12 protein-coding genes and 1 pseudogene are annotated in these 14974 nt (G+C 45.8%); 11 read left to right on the top strand and 2 right to left on the bottom strand.

Features of this window, described 5'->3' with window-relative positions:
• Nucleotides 1–86 precede the first annotated feature (86 nt).
• A complete protein-coding gene (locus tag DW083_RS09075; RefSeq protein ID WP_122332150.1) occupies nt 87–1076 on the bottom strand; it encodes a FecR family protein in 990 nt (329 codons plus the stop codon).
• A gap of 66 nt (nt 1077–1142) precedes the next feature.
• Nucleotides 1143–1697 carry an RNA polymerase sigma-70 factor gene (locus DW083_RS09070; RefSeq protein WP_122332149.1) on the bottom strand — a complete coding sequence of 185 codons (555 nt, stop codon included), beginning with the start codon at nt 1695–1697 and terminating at the stop codon, nt 1143–1145.
• Between the two features lie 160 nt (nt 1698–1857).
• On the opposite strand from DW083_RS09070, the gene DW083_RS09065 reads away from it, so the two are divergent.
• From DW083_RS09065 to sppA, 11 genes and pseudogenes are all read left to right on the top strand, one after another.
• Nucleotides 1858–2238, top strand: a complete 381-nt coding sequence (locus DW083_RS09065; RefSeq protein ID WP_147382117.1) for a hypothetical protein — start codon at nt 1858–1860, stop codon at nt 2236–2238.
• A gap of 259 nt (nt 2239–2497) precedes the next feature.
• Complete coding sequence (locus DW083_RS09060) at nt 2498–2860, top strand: BlaI/MecI/CopY family transcriptional regulator (protein WP_115498879.1); 363 nt, start codon at nt 2498–2500, stop codon at nt 2858–2860.
• A 20-nt stretch (nt 2861–2880) separates the two neighbouring features.
• Nucleotides 2881–4620 (top strand): M56 family metallopeptidase, encoded by a 1740-nt coding sequence (locus DW083_RS09055; protein WP_122332147.1) that lies wholly within the window; start codon nt 2881–2883, stop codon nt 4618–4620.
• Between the two features lie 33 nt (nt 4621–4653).
• Entirely contained in the window at nt 4654–6084 is a 1431-nt protein-coding gene (locus DW083_RS09050; protein WP_122332146.1) for a lipopolysaccharide assembly protein LapB, read from the top strand.
• Nucleotides 6081–6206: a hypothetical protein gene (locus DW083_RS23345; RefSeq protein WP_255419800.1), complete on the top strand. Its 126-nt coding sequence runs from the start codon at nt 6081–6083 to the stop codon at nt 6204–6206. Before DW083_RS09050 ends, DW083_RS23345 begins: the two co-directional genes overlap by 4 nt.
• Before the next feature lie 33 nt (nt 6207–6239).
• Entirely contained in the window at nt 6240–7808 is a 1569-nt protein-coding gene (locus DW083_RS09045) for a lipopolysaccharide assembly protein LapB (protein WP_233552009.1), read from the top strand.
• A 20-nt stretch (nt 7809–7828) separates the two neighbouring features.
• Complete coding sequence (locus DW083_RS09040) at nt 7829–9028, top strand: 6-bladed beta-propeller (protein ID WP_122332145.1); 1200 nt, start codon at nt 7829–7831, stop codon at nt 9026–9028.
• A gap of 133 nt (nt 9029–9161) precedes the next feature.
• Nucleotides 9162–11371 (top strand): annotated as a pseudogene (locus DW083_RS09035) (patatin-like phospholipase family protein).
• Nucleotides 11372–11390: 19 nt separating this feature from the next.
• On the top strand, nt 11391–12065 hold the full coding sequence (locus tag DW083_RS09030; RefSeq protein ID WP_122332144.1) for a DUF2461 domain-containing protein: 675 nt from the start codon (nt 11391–11393) through the stop codon (nt 12063–12065).
• Between the two features lie 408 nt (nt 12066–12473).
• A complete protein-coding gene (locus DW083_RS09025) occupies nt 12474–13145 on the top strand; it encodes a DUF2975 domain-containing protein (RefSeq protein ID WP_122332143.1) in 672 nt (223 codons plus the stop codon).
• Nucleotides 13146–13171: 26 nt separating this feature from the next.
• Entirely contained in the window at nt 13172–14947 is a 1776-nt protein-coding gene (sppA, locus tag DW083_RS09020) for a signal peptide peptidase SppA (protein ID WP_122332142.1), read from the top strand.
• Nucleotides 14948–14974: the final 27 nt, after the last annotated feature.

Raw genomic sequence — 14974 nt, 5'->3', positions numbered from 1 at the left:
CGTGGTGTTCTACGATTTCAATTCCGGGGAGAATGATTGGCGTCGGCTCCCCGGTTTCTTTTTTTCATGGTATGTGCCTCCTCTTTTTAATAAATGAATACGTTATTGTTCTCTACCTTGTATTTGAAGCCGATTATTTTTTGGAGAATATCCATCACGTGCTCCAATCCTTCATCCGGAGTGAACTTGATTGTAAATGTCCGCTCTTTGTATCGGCCGGCTTCATAGTTGACGGTAACCCCGAAGCTACGTTCGATCGTTTGTACGATTTCCCCGAATGTAGCTCCCTGGAATATCAGGTAGCCTTGTTTCCAGTAGGAGCATTTGTTTGCGTCAACCTTGCTGAAGGATACTTTCTTATTTATATGATTGTACACAACTTGTTCATTGGGTTTGATAATAAATGATTGCCGGACAGGATATTTCGTGTCGACTTTGATTTTTCCTTCTTCTAATGTCGCGATTGTATTAGGGGAATCCGGGTAGGATTGTACGTTAAAAATGGTCCCTAATGCCTCGACGTCCATGTATTTTGTATTTACGATGAATGGTTTCCGGGGATTCTTGGCTACTTTGAAATTGGCTTCTCCGCTTAAAAACAAAGTACGAGTGGCACCTTTGAAATCCTTTTCATAGACAAGAAGCGAACCTGCGTTTAACCAGACAACTGTTCCGTCCGACAGGGTGATTTGTTTTTTCTCTCCATAGGAAGTCGAACACTCCACCAATTCTGTTTTTTCAACAACCGGGTTTATCTCCGTTAAATAAAAGTACGTTCCAAAAGCTCCGAGTAAAGGCAAAAGCAGGATCGCAGCGATTCTCCGGATATACAAACCAATGGATTTATAAGGCTGCCGGTCGGTTGTTTTCATCCGTTTATGCAGTTGTTCGAGTTCTTGGAACGTTGAATCGTCTGCCACAGCCGGATCTTCCTCCCATAAAGCAGCCAATGCTTTTTCTTTTTCCTTCTGAAAATTCTCGTCAAGAAGCCAGGTGTGAAACTTCTTTTGTATTTCCGGGGACAGGTCGTTACCGAAAAATTTAGCAATTAGTATATGTATATAGCTTTTGTCCATTTTTTCGTCTTTATATAATAGCAGACGGACAAGTGGACGAGCACACACAGCCGGAATGTGATTTAATCAGAAAAAAAGCAAGATAATAGAATATGCAATCTTACGCAGTTCGGCAAGCGCTTGTGTCAGATGGTTTTCGACGGTTCGTTTGCTGATATTCAGGCGCAGGGAGATTTCTTCGTTGCTTAATCCGTCTTTGCGGCTCATGATGAATATGTTGCGCCGTTGGGGAGGCATTTTTTCCACGGCGATGTCTATAAGCAGAGATAACTCTTTGGCGTACAGCTCTTCTTCTATCAAGTCGCTGTAGTCGGATTTGTATTGTTCTTTCTGTTGGTAATTCTCTTCGATCAGGCTATGCTCGTAATAATCGTAGATCATATTGCGGGCCATGCGGAAGAGATACGCTTTAAATGAATCGACTTTTGAGATCGTTTCGCGGTTTGTCCAGATTTTATAAAAGATATCCTGTGCCATATCGCTGGCTTTGTCCGGATTTTTGATGAAGCTGGTTAAGAAATGCTTCACCTTCGGGCTGTATTGGATGTAAAGCGTGTCGAAGGCTTTATGATTTCCATTCCCAAGCTCTTTCAGATATTTTGATTCAAGGCTGATATCCATCTCTATAATGTATTGAACTCTCTTTACTTTACAAATGAGCAACGCAAGGTATAGAAAATAATTTGAAGGGACAATTTTTTGAGGGAGAATATGAAAAATAGGAGGGGGTTATTGTAAAAAACGTATTTTTCATCCTTGAAAAGCATCCGAGACCAAGTAAATGTCAACCATCTTTTCAGCCGTCAAAAAGGTGCTCTTTTCTCTTTTTCGGGAGTTTATTGCCGTGAAGTCGGACTTTATTTCGTTTTCCCGGTACTTTATCGCCATGAGAACGGTCGTCATACCCTATGAAGACGGTCGCCATTCCAATGAAGACGGTCGCGAAGGCGATGAAGACGGTCGTCACGGCGACAAGGCCCCTAAAAATTCCTTGCGATATTTGGAACGCCGTCCGTTTTGTTTTCAAATATTCGATTCTCCGGGAGTTAAGGTTTATCACTTTGCCGGCGTTTCCGGCTTTCGGCGATCAAATTGCCCGTTTATCGAAATGGGCTGCGCACCTCGTTTTTCTTATTGTCAGAAAGGGAAGCTTAAACCGTGAAAAGAGTCAATCCAAAATGGAACAACTTTTCGGACGAAATAGAAAAAACGGCCGAAAGGGGGTTCTTGTATATTTCGATGGTTTGCAGAAGGTTCGAATACTCTTATAATTGGCGTATCGACACCTTATAGAAGATTTGGCAGAAAATCCCGGGAGGTTATAAAAAGATGAGACATTAATACAAATTAACGCATTATCTCTTGTATATTTACGATGGATTCGTAGCTTTGCGATACGATCGTAAAATTAATATACAAACATGGAAAGATTAACAAGACAAGAAGAGGATGTGATGCGCTGGATCTGGCAGATCGCTCCTTGCTTTATCAAAGACATTTTGGCGCAGTATGAAGAGCCTAAACCTCCTTATACGACACTCGCCTCTATTGTGAAAAATCTGGAACGCAAGAAGTACGTGAAAGCGAAGCGTTACGGTAATACTTACGAGTACAGGCCGCTGATCCCACAGGAAGAATATAAACGGACGTTTATGGGAAGTGTGGTGAACAACTACTTCGAGAACTCATACAAGGAAATGGTCTCCTTCTTTGCCAAAGAGCAGAAGATTTCGGCTGATGAGCTGAAAGAGATCATCGATATGATAGAGAAAGGACGAGAATAAACCGTTAAATCCGTATTGCCATGACACCGGAATTTGCCTACTTTTTGAAGGTAAATGTAGCTTTTGTACTCCTTTATGCCTTCTATAGACTGTTCTTTTACAGGGACACTTTCTTCAAATTGCGCCGTACGACCCTGTTGGCGTTCTTTGGGGTGGCGTTGCTTTATCCGTTGATGAATATTCAGGATTGGATACGGGAACAGGAACCGATGGTAGAAGTCATTCAGATGTATTCGGCCATTTTACCCGAAACCACGATTACCCCCGATAATGTCCCTGAAACAGATTGGCATGGCTTGCTCCTTTCCGGTGTATCCTATTTGTATTGGGGAGGCGTTCTTGCCTTGTTGCTCCGTTTCCTGGTGCAGTTGAGCAGTATATTATTATTGGCGCGCAAATCGAAGGTCATGCAGATTTATGATACGCGTGTGCATGTTTTAGACCGCCCGGCCGGACCTTTTTCTTTCTTCCGGCTGATATTCCTGCATCCCGGCAGTCATTCGGACAAGGAGATCGACGAAATCCTGACACATGAAGGTACGCATGTCAGCCAATGGCATTCGATCGACGTGATCATTTGTGAGCTGATCTGTATCGTTTGCTGGGTGAATCCCTTTGTGTGGCTGTTGAAGAGGGAAGTGCGCCATAATCTCGAATATCTGGCGGACGATACCGTGCTCGAGTCGGGCTACGACAGCAGAAGCTATCAATACCATCTGTTGGGGCTGTCCCATACAAACAAATCGGCAACCTCTTTATCCAATAGTTTTAATATGCTGCACCTGAAGAACCGGATCAGCATGATGAACAAGAAACGTTCGCACGGTATCGGCAGGGCTAAATACCTGATCTTTATACCGATCGTGGGAGGACTGCTGATCTTTAGCAATATAGACGCCGTGGCACGTATCACGGATGAGCTGGTGGAAAGTTCTTTTGCCGAAGCTCTTATGCCGGAGGCCATACAGTTGCCGATACAATTGTTCCCTGCTGTGAACAAGGAGGAACCGGCTGAAATGCACAGAGGATATGTTCTTTCGAAAGAAGAATTGGCTGCTATTAAGCGGGCCGAGGAGCAAGTCTTTACGGTGGTCGAGAAAATGCCGGAGTATCCCGGTGGACAAAAAGCTTTGTTGAAATACTTGGCTTCCAGTGTCAAATATCCGGAATCCGCGATGCGGAACGGAATCGAAGGACGCGTAAGTTGTTCCTTTATCGTCCGGAAGAATGGCTCCATAACGGATGCGGAAGTGATCCGGGGTGTGGACCCGGCATTGAATGCGGAGGCGTTGCGCATCATAAACGCTATGCCGGAATGGTCGCCCGGCGAGCAGAGAGGGAAAGCGGTTAATGTGAAATATACGGTGCCGGTGTCTTTCCGCCTGGCCAATAAGCACAAGGCCTCTGTATCCGGGACGCCGGTAAAAGGAATCGATACTTCCGGCCGCATTTTTACAGTTGTAGAGCGGATGCCCGAATTTCCGGGCGGGCAGTATTCGTTGTTGCGATATCTGTCACAAAAGATTAAATATCCGGTCATAGCACAGGAAAACGGAATACAAGGCCGCGTCTCTTGCTCCTTTGTCATAGGGGCGGATGGAGCATTGAGCGATGTAAAAGTAATCCGGGGCGTGGATCCTTCGCTGGATGCGGAAGCCGTCCGGGTTATCAAATCGATGCCTAAATGGAAACCGGGTGTCCAGAATAATATGGCGGTTGCTGTGAAATATACCGTTCCTGTGACATTCCGTTTGCAGTAATTTGTTTTGGAGTTATACGAAATACGATACTATATGAAATGTAAGTTTTCTCTATTACTGTTTCTTTGCGCACTGTCCCTTTGGGGGCAGGCGCAGAGTTTTACACTCCAGGAGCTGGTCAACAGGAAACAGTTTCAGGCAGTTGTAGCACGCGCCGACAGCCTGACTCTGGCTGATTCGGCTGATTACGCCACCATGTCTGCCATCGGGCAGGCCTACGAAGGTCTGTTGCGCTATAAGGATGCATACCAATGTTTTTCCTATTGCCTGCAGATGGATACGAACAATGTGGATGCCTTGAATGCCGTCGCGCGGAATGCGATTAACTTCGGCCGGATAGCGGAAGCGAAACGTTGTTACCACAAGGTGCTGGATGCCGACAGCCTGAACTTTTATGCAAACTACCAGTTGGCGCGTCTCTATTACCAATTAGGAGATTACGGCAGGGCGACGGAACACTATCATGTGCTTGCCTCCATTGAAGGCGAGAATCCTTCTATCCTCACCGGCCTGGCGGATTGCCATATCAAAAGGGGCACGGCTCCGAATATAATGATTGCTTTAGAACTGTATGGGCGTGCTTTAAGTTTGAATCCGGAGAATATACGCGTCGCCTCTTCCCTGATCAACACACTGCTCCGGATGGGAGATGGAAAAGGCGCTTTGCAGGTCTGCGACACCGCCTTGTTCTATAATCCGGATAACAGCCAGATAAGGCAAAGCAAAGGGATGGCCTTGTATATGACAAAAGATTATCTGCAGGCAGATACGGTTTACACCGGTTTGCTGGCAGATGGTGATTCTTCGTTCCTGAATCTGAAATACGGAGGGGCTGCCCGCTATATGTCGGGGCACGCACTGGACGGAGTCGAACTCTTGGAGAAGGCTTATGAAATAGATTCGACAGATGTGGAAACAGCCATGCTGTACGGCGCTTCGCTTGGGAAGACCTATGACCGGAAGCGGGCTTACGAGCTGTTCGACCAGGCGGAACTGAATATGCAACCGAAGAAATTCTTTGTCAACCTGCTGACAACCTTCCGCGGAGATGCGTTGCAACGTGACGGACGTTGGAATGAAGCGGAAAAACTGTATTATGCAGCCTGGAAGAAAGACCCGACACAGTTGAATTTCCTGTATGAAATAAACCGGCACTACTGGGATTTGAACCCCGCCTTGTTTCAGAACGAGAAAGAACTGCAAAAAACTATTTTCAGTAAATATACGTACCTGACTGCCTATATGAAGACGGATAAGTCGCAACAGTACCTGTATAATTACCGTCCTTTCCTCGAAGCCGTTTGCGAAGATGCCTTTTTCAAGAACGACGATGAAGTGACGATGCTGGCCCCCGACGGAAAGAAATCAAAGCTGGCGGTTGCCGACCTGCGTGCACTGATCAGCCAATTGCCTGAAATGCCGGCAGAAGAAAGAGAGAGGCGTGAGAAGATGCAGGCCAGATGAAGAAAGCCATGGAAAAGGAAAAAACGCTACACAAAAGCGGAGCGAAACTCGATACGATCGCTCTCACCAAAGAAGAAAAAGAAAAGGCGCGAAAATTGTTGAAAGAGGCAGGGCTGGAATAAACGGAATATCTAAACATTAAATCGATAGACAATATGGAAAAGCAGATTCAAACGATACGGAAGCGGGTAGTGGTTTGGATGTGCCTGGCCCTTTGCTCGCTGTCTGTTTTCGGACAGGAACAGATCCCGACACTCCAGGAATTGGTGAACCGTAAACAGTTTGCTGCTGCCGTGGCGCGTGCCGGAAGCCTTACGCCGGCTGACTCGGCCGACTATGCTACGATGTCTGCTATCGGACAAGCCTATGAGGGCCTGCTTCAATATAGGGATGCGTATGCCTGTTATCAATATTGTTATCGGATGGATACGACGAGTTATGATGCCCTGAGTTCCGTTGCACGTATGGCTATGAATTTAGGGAAGGCTTCTGTCGCGCAGGATTGTTTTCAGAAAGTGTTGCAGAACGACAGTACGGACTTCTTTGCCAATTACCAGTTAGGCCGCCTGTATGTCCAGTTGGGTGATTATGAGAATGCGATCCGCCGCTTCGATGTTTTGCGGAATCAGGATACTGCGGTTGTGAATCCTGTCATCTACCGGAATCTTGCAGACTGCTATATGAAGATTAATGCGATCGATTCGGCTACGATCTGCTATTTCCAGGCGCATGATGCCAACCGGGAGAATGCCGGTCTTGCCAGCGCTTTGGTCAACTGCCTGCTCCGGCAGGGAGGGCCGAATGTGCTGGATGCCATTGAGGTATGCGACACAGCTCTGTATTATAATCCCGGAAACCATGCTCTGATGGGAAACAAGGCGATGGCCTATTATATGAATAAGAACTATGAGGAGGCGGACTCCATTTATGAAGTCTTGCTGGCGGAGAAAGACTCTTCCTTCTTTACGTTAAAGTATGGCGGTGCGGCCCGTTATCTGTCCGAACGCGCTTTCGACGCAATCCCGTTGCTCGAGAAAGCTTACTTGAAAGATACGGCGGATGTGGAAACGACTTTGCTTTTAGGGGCGGCCTTAGGAAAGACATATGACCGGAAGCGCGCCCTCGAGCTGTTTGACCGGGCGGAACAGTTGATGCGTCCGAATGAAGCGTTGGCCAATATGTTGCTGTTTTCCCGTGGTGAGACTTTATGGGCCGATGGGCAGGGATATAAGGCGGATGCCATGTTCTATAAAGCTTGGCTGGAAAATAAGGATCGTCTCGATTTGCTGTTTCGTATTGACCGGCAGTATGGCAATTGGGGAGTGGTAGATTACGGAACTGACGAGCGGAAGTCACGCGCTTTGTTTATCAAGAACCTTTTCCTGAACGAGTGTTTCCGTACCCGTCGTAAGACAGAAGGTTTCCATGCCTACCGGAGATTCCTGCAATATATGTATGAAGAGGCCTTCTTCCAGAATAAAAAAGAACTGGAAATGATCGCCCCTAACGGAAAAAGGAGCAAACTGGCTGTTGAAGACCTGAAGACATTAATCGACCGCCTGCCGGAAATCCCCGCCAATGAGAAAAAGTTTATGGACGAAATGGATGCCGCAATCAAGAAATCCCGTGAAATGAAAAAAAACGGCCAGACGGACACCGCCCTTTTCAACGCAGGCAGGAAAGCTGTACAGAAAGCAGAGGAGAAGACATTAAACACTAAATGATAATTTAATAATATATATTTATGACATACAAGTCCTTATTTCTAATTAGCCTGGCGTTTTCTCTTTTTGCCTGTGGTGGAAAGCAGACCGAACAACAGTCGGTAGCCGAAGTGGAACCGGTAGAACCCGAATATCCCATAGCTGTTCCGTTTGAAGCGGGAGTCGGTGTGGAACGGGAAATGAAACTGAGCGATATTGCCGACTCGGTACGGTATATTCCGTTGGAGACGAAAGATAATTGCCTGATTGATTTTATTAATTCGGGTACTGTGGTTAAAACCGGTAAATATTGGTTTGTATCGAGTAATACAGTGTTATACCAATATACGTTAGACGGGAAATTTATCCGGACGATCGGTTCACGAGGCGGAGGCCCCGGACAATTCAATTATTTCCAGCAAGTCGACGTAAATGAAGACTCCGGGTTGGTCTTTATGCTGACGACTTCCGGGAAGATAAATGTGTATAATATGGAGACGGGGAAGTTTCTTTATGATATAAAGACGCCCGACAGAGATCCGGCTCAGTTTGCCATGTTGAATGATAGCCTGGTTGCGACCTTTATGCTTAACAGCAGTGGGCAACAGAAAGAGCGTATTCATATCTCGAACCCGAAATGTGAGACATTGAATACCTTTTACCGTTCCGATTTGTTTGAGATGAAAAGCGGAATCCGGAGGTTAATGATGAGTGGAATTGACCGATATATATTCCATTATGATGGCAAGGTTTGTTATAAAGAGTTTTATTGTGATACCCTGTTTGTTGTTACTAAGGATGAACTCCAACCGCGTTATATCATTGATCTGGGTAAATATTCCATTCCTCTCGACTGCCGGATGGAAGTATGTGATGGAGATTGGAAAACGTATGCCACAGTCGCAGCCCCTTATATCCGCAACCAGGTGATTGAAACGGATTCTCTGCTTTTCATGCCTTATAATTATTGGGCGGGAGAGAGAACCCGCCACATGGTGCTTTATGACAAAAAAGCGAAGGAATGTTTTTCCATCCCGGGCGGTTATATAAAGAATGACTTTCCCGGTGCCTTGCCTTTGCGCCCGGCGACATCTCTGGATAAGAACCTTCTGCTCTCAGTCTGGGAGGTTGAAGAGATCATGAAAGAGGCAGAAAAGAATCCCGCTGTATTGGATCATCCCCAATTGAAGAAATTGACAGAGGATGATAATCCGGTATTGATGTTGGTCTATTTGAAATAAACATGATACGTTTTGTTAGATTGGTACTATTGATTTTTACAAATGGCTATCAACTAACCCAAGCCATGAACAAATTCATCTTTTAGCAGTCCACCGCTTGTGTACTTACGAAATGATGAGTATGTTTGCAATGATGAAGAAATTCCTGTCTCTTTTGCTCATGTTTCTGCTTGTGTGGCCTGCGATGGCGGGGGAGCGCAAGAAGGTTGCTGTCGTGTTGGGCGGTGGCGGGGCAAAAGGTGTGGCGCATATCGGGGTGTTGAAAGTCCTGGAGGAAGCGGGCATACCGGTTGATATTGTAACAGGAACCAGTATGGGAGCGATTGTCGGTGGACTGTACGCGATCGGATATAGCCCGGATGAGATTAAAGAGATGGTCGAGTCGCAAGACTGGCCGATGCTGCTTAGCGATAAGGTGAAGCGCAGCCACCTGTTTTTCCCCGAAAAGGAGAAAGCTGAACGATATATCCTTTCCCTGCCTTTCGGACGTGAAAAGAAAGACCGCGTGATTGACGGTGTGGTAAAGGGACAGAACTTGCAAAACCTGTTTTCCGACCTGACGATGGGTTACCATGACTCGGTCGATTTCAATACCTTCCAGATACCTTTTGCTTGTGTGGCCGTAGATATGGTCAGTGGTAAAGACTATGTGTTTCACGGAGGCAGTCTTCCGCTTGCCATGCGTGCCAGTATGGCGATTCCGGCGGTCTTTACCCCGGTGCGGCTGGATAGTATGGTGCTTGTCGACGGAGGATTGAATAACAACTATCCGGTGGATGTCGCGCTTGCGATGGGGGCCGATATCATTATTGGCGTAGACCTGGCAACCAGCGATCTGCGTACCTTCGACCGTTTGCATTCGCCCGGCGATATCGTGACGCAGATCATCGCTTTGCATGGTTATGACAAATATGCCCGTAATCGTGACCGGACGGACTTGCTTTTCCGGCCGGATATGGAGCCGTACCGCTCGGCCAGTTTTACAACAGCCGCCCTCGACACGATGATGCGGCGGGGAGAGATGGATGCCCGCCGCCGTTGGGACGAGATCATCGCCTTGAAACAGAAGATCGGCCTTCCGGATGATTATACGCCTCCTATTTTGGCCTCCCGGCAGAAACATCGACCGGTCCTCCCTGCCGATACGTTCAATATCCGTCATATCCGTTTTGATGGCGCCGATCCGCGGGATATCGGTTGGTTGCACCGCATCTGTGCTTTGAAAGAGAACAGCCGTATTACGTTGAAAGAGCTTCGGAAGGCTATGTCCGTGTTGGTCGGTACAAATGCTTATGCGTATGTGAATTATAAGTTGACGGGCGAGAACCAGCAGGATCTTGTCCTGACATTGCAGCCGAAATCGGAGAGTTCGGTGAATCTGGGAGTGCGCTTCGACTCGGAAGAGATTATCGGGGTGCTGCTCAACGCGACTTACCATCAAGGAAAACGGAACCATTCGCGGTTTGCCTTTACCGGGCGTGTGGGGAGCAAGATTTCTTCGGCCAGGCTGGACTATTCGATCGAGCGTTCCCCGCTCCGCAACTTCAACCTGTCCTACAAATTCAGCTATAACAATCTGGATATTTATGAAAAGGGGGATAAGCGGTTCAACACGACCTATACGCACCATCTGGCCGAGTTCGCCTATTCGGATATGAACTGGTTGAGCTTCAAGATTCAAGCCGGGCTCCGTTATGAGTATTTCAATTATAACTCATTCCTTTATACGGGAAACAGCGAGCAGTATGATGTGCGTCCGGAGAGCTTCCTGAGTTATTTTGCTACGGCACACCTCGAGACGTTCGACCGGCGCTATTTCCCGAACAAAGGCGTATCCTTAGAGGCGGATTATTCACTCTATACGGATAACTTTGTGGGGTATAACGGCAGTTCTCCTTTCTCGGCGATCGGGTTGAAGTTTATGACGGTTTGCCCCATCAGTTCGCGCCTGAGTCTTTTGCCGGCGCTTTACGGCCGTGTCCTGATCGGCGGAAACACGGCTTATCCGTTTTTGAATGCGGTAGGCGGTGAGACGTTTGGACGCTATTTGCCGCAGCAGTTGCCTTTTGCCGGCATTAGCCATATGGAGATATTGGACAATTCGGTTGTCATCGCCCGTTTGCAGTTGCGGCAACGTATTGCCGGGAATAATTATATCACTTTGACCGGTAACTATGGCATCCATAACGGCGACTTTTTCCATTTGCTGCAAGGAAAAAGCCTTTGGGGAGGCAGCCTGGGATATGCCTATAACAGCATAGCCGGACCGCTGAGTGCGACGTCGGGATGTCTAACCGCAACTCGAGCTTGCAGTTTTATATGAATTTAGGATTTATGTTTTAACGATATAATATATAAAGGTATGAATGCAGAAATAATACAATTCCTGACGGAACTGCGTCAGAACAATTACCGTGAATGGTTCCAGGCAAATAAGGATCGTTATGATGCTCTTCGCAAAGGCTTTATCGACGAAGTCCAACAATTGATCAACCGGATTGCCCTGTTCGATCCGGAGGTTGCCGGGTTGGAGGCGAAAGATTGCCTGTTCCGTATTTACCGGGATATCCGCTTCTCTCCGAATAAGACTCCTTACAAAACGCATTTTGCGGCCTATATTGCCTCTTGCGGTGGCCGCGGTAGTGAACGGGCGGGCTATTATATCTATCTCGAACCGGGTGGTTGTCTGCTTTCGGGCGGTGTCTGGTGTCCGCCGCCGGCTTTGTTGAAGGCGCTTCGCAAGGATATTTATGAGAATATAGAGGATTTTGTGGCGATCATGGAGAAACCGACTTTCAAGAAAGTATATCCGGTGATGGAAGGCGAAGTCCTGAAACGTATGCCTGCCGGCTATCCTTCCGATTTCAAATACGATGAAATCCTTCGCCATAAAGATTTTAGTGTCGTCTCCTACAAACCGGACGAATTCTTCTTCGCCTCCGACTGGATGGATAAAGCGGTTGCCGATTTCAAATTATTGTACCCGTTCAACCAATTCCTCAATTATACAGTGGATGAGTACGCCGGAAGGGTTTGATAAAAGAAACTTTTTCATTTTGTTTAATCTTAAAAGAACGTGTGATGAAACCAGGTTTATTTAAAAAGGTGTTTATCTCTTCATTGAAGGTGTATTGCTATTTCCTTATTGCAATAATGTTAACGTCATTTATATGTGGAAGTAATTTATTTGCGGAGAACATATGTTTGATCATTTCCATGTTTCCTATATATATGGGATGTAGTTTTTTAGCGTATGTGATTTCGTAGGGGCGAGCAGACCTCGCCCTTACCATCTTTTCCTACATTTCAATATATATTTCTCGCATTTCATAATATTTTTATCGAAAAACAATAAAAAAGTTTGGTAGTCTCGGAAATAATATATTCTTTTGCATATCGAATAACAATAAATATTGTTTGAGAAACGGATAGTAAAAGATTTTATATGAAAAGACGATTAAACATATTTGCTTTGTTGATACTTCTGGCACTGACTGTCCATACCGGATATACCCTGTTTTATTCATGGGGGGAGATTTCCACGGCCTATAAAGAAGGATATGAGAGTGCAAGAAAATTCCCAGAACAGCCAAGCAAAACGCAAGATAAGGAATATTTATCCAGACATGATATTTTTATCAGGAAAAAGGGTGGCGATGTAGCAATAATAGATTCGGTTTATAATACAAAGACAAATAGCTATGTTCCGACAGATGTACAAAAGGTACAAATAAGTATTTCAGAAAATGAGAATCCAGGTTACGGCATAGCGATTGGTATAATGGGATTTCTTTTGCTTCCGCTTTTGTTAGCTGTGATTATTCTTTTTTTAAAATTAATTGCTGACATACAGTCCGCTTTGATTTTTACGAAGGCTAATGTGTTGCGTTTGAGATGGATTGGCGTTTGTCTGTTGCTAATTGGTGTTATATATACGATTGGCAATTATATGGAACTGGTGTTCGTCCGCTCTGCTGTCGAGATATCCGGTTATGAAATTACTGGCGAAGGTATGATAGAGTTTCCTTCTTTAATAAATGCGATGATCGCTTTTTTGGCTGCGGAAATATTTGCAATAGGTTTGAGATTGAAAGAAGAGCAAGAATTAACGATATAAAATAAACTACAAACAGATAAAACATTATGAAACAGTTCTTCAAAACAGTATTTGCATCCACGCTGGGCGTGCTGATTGCGCTGGGAATCGTAACGATGGGTTCCATTTTCTTTTTCATCGGAGTAGCAGCCAGCTCTGGTGGTTCTACTGAATACAAACCGAGTAAGAACACGGTGTTCAAACTTTCTTTGAACGGTACGTTGGTAGAACAGTCGGTTAAGAATCCTTTTTCCGAGTTGATGGGCGAGAGCAGTGGTCAGTTGGCTGTGCCGGATGTGATCAAAGCAATCCGTCGTGCAAAGGCGGATGATAATATCAAAGGTATCTATCTGGAAGCCGGTTCCCTTTCTTCCGGTTTTGCCGGAGTTGAGGCAATCCGCCGCGAGTTGGAAGACTTCAAGAGTAGCGGTAAGTTTATCGTTTCTTATGGTGACTTCTATACACAAGGCTCCTACTATCTGTGTAGCGTAGCAGACTCTATATTCTTGAATCCGCAGGGAAGCGTTTCACTTGTCGGGCTTGCTTCACAAGGTATTTTCTATACTGGCCTTGCCGAAAAGATCGGAGTTGAGCATTATATCTTTAAGGTTGGAACCTATAAAAGTGCAGTGGAGCCTTATTTCCTGAAGAAGTTCAGCGACGCTAACCGCGAACAGCTTACTTCTCTTCTGGGTAGCGTCTGGGGAAATATGACATCTGCAATTGAAAAGAGCCGCAATATCTCTTCCGACGAATTGAACCGTTACCTGAATGAAGGTTTAGCAACGGGACAGGCAACGAATGCCGTAGATTATAAGTTGGCCGACAAACTTTGCTACCGCTATGAAGTGGAAAATGCAGTAAAGGAAATGGCCGGACAGGACGTGAAAGGCAAGCTGAAGACAGCCGGTGTTGATAAAGTCGCTTCAATCAAAGTCAAAGAAAAAGACAGTAAGAATAAGATTGCAATCCTCTATGCCGAAGGTGAAATCAGGGACGAAGATTCTTCTTCTCCTTTCGGAGCAAACGAACAGGTTATTTCCGAAGAAATGGCAAAGAAATTGCGTAAGCTGAAAGATGACGATGATGTGAAAGCTGTTGTATTTCGCGTAAATTCTCCGGGCGGTAGTGCGTATATCTCCGAACAGATATGGAAAGAGGTTGTTGAGCTGAAAGCAAAGAAGCCGATCGTCGTTTCAATGAGCAATTATGCTGCTTCCGGCGGATATTATATTTCTTGTGCTGCAAACAAGATCATTGCCGAACGTACGACACTGACCGGTTCAATAGGCGTGTTCGGCGTAGTCCGCAACTTTACCGGAACATTTGACAAGCTGGGTGTCACTACCGATATCGTGAAAACCAATACATATGCCGACCTGGGCGATTTCACCCGTCCGATGCGTGAAGATGAAAAAGCATTGATCCAGCGTGGTGTTGAACAAACATATGATCTGTTCTTGACTCGTTGCGCCGATGGCCGCGGTATGACAAAGGCAGAGATCGATTCAATCGGACAAGGCCGTGTCTGGACAGGTGAACAGGCATTGGAAAGAGGTCTGGTCGATAAGTTAGGCGGTATGGATGATGCTATTAAAGAGGCGGCTTCTTTAGCTGAACTGACTGATTACTCTGTAACGGTTGCCGACGGTCCGAAAGATTTCTTCACTAAGTTTATGGAGAAGAAGATGGACGAAGTAAAGGTTTCGATGGTTAAGTCTGTTATGGGCGAAGAACAATTCAATCTCTACTCCACTATCCAGAGAGCAAAAACGGAATCCGGTGTTATTGCCCGTATGCCGTTTGATATAAAAGGTTTATAATAAAACATAGGGGATGCGTCCTCCTTG

This window comes from Parabacteroides sp. AF48-14, from assembly GCF_003477465.1.
Lineage (GTDB): Bacteria > Bacteroidota > Bacteroidia > Bacteroidales > Tannerellaceae > Parabacteroides > Parabacteroides acidifaciens.
The sequence above is the reverse complement of the archived record's forward strand: the minus strand, read 5'-3'. Positions and strand labels throughout refer to the sequence as shown.

What these genes read in the sequence shown, in the direction of transcription:
- DW083_RS09075 (WP_122332150.1), bottom strand. Translation starts at nt 1,076, where the DNA reads ATGGACAAAAGCTATATACATATACTAATTGCTAAATTTTTCGGTAAC.
- DW083_RS09070 (WP_122332149.1), bottom strand. Translation starts at nt 1,697, where the DNA reads ATGGATATCAGCCTTGAATCAAAATATCTGAAAGAGCTTGGGAATGGA.
- DW083_RS09065 (WP_147382117.1), top strand. Translation starts at nt 1,858, where the DNA reads ATGTCAACCATCTTTTCAGCCGTCAAAAAGGTGCTCTTTTCTCTTTTT.
- DW083_RS09060 (WP_115498879.1), top strand. Translation starts at nt 2,498, where the DNA reads ATGGAAAGATTAACAAGACAAGAAGAGGATGTGATGCGCTGGATCTGG.
- DW083_RS09055 (WP_122332147.1), top strand. Translation starts at nt 2,881, where the DNA reads ATGACACCGGAATTTGCCTACTTTTTGAAGGTAAATGTAGCTTTTGTA.
- DW083_RS09050 (WP_122332146.1), top strand. Translation starts at nt 4,654, where the DNA reads ATGAAATGTAAGTTTTCTCTATTACTGTTTCTTTGCGCACTGTCCCTT.
- DW083_RS23345 (WP_255419800.1), top strand. Translation starts at nt 6,081, where the DNA reads ATGAAGAAAGCCATGGAAAAGGAAAAAACGCTACACAAAAGCGGAGCG.
- DW083_RS09045 (WP_233552009.1), top strand. Translation starts at nt 6,240, where the DNA reads ATGGAAAAGCAGATTCAAACGATACGGAAGCGGGTAGTGGTTTGGATG.
- DW083_RS09040 (WP_122332145.1), top strand. Translation starts at nt 7,829, where the DNA reads ATGACATACAAGTCCTTATTTCTAATTAGCCTGGCGTTTTCTCTTTTT.
- DW083_RS09030 (WP_122332144.1), top strand. Translation starts at nt 11,391, where the DNA reads ATGAATGCAGAAATAATACAATTCCTGACGGAACTGCGTCAGAACAAT.
- DW083_RS09025 (WP_122332143.1), top strand. Translation starts at nt 12,474, where the DNA reads ATGAAAAGACGATTAAACATATTTGCTTTGTTGATACTTCTGGCACTG.
- sppA (WP_122332142.1), top strand. Translation starts at nt 13,172, where the DNA reads ATGAAACAGTTCTTCAAAACAGTATTTGCATCCACGCTGGGCGTGCTG.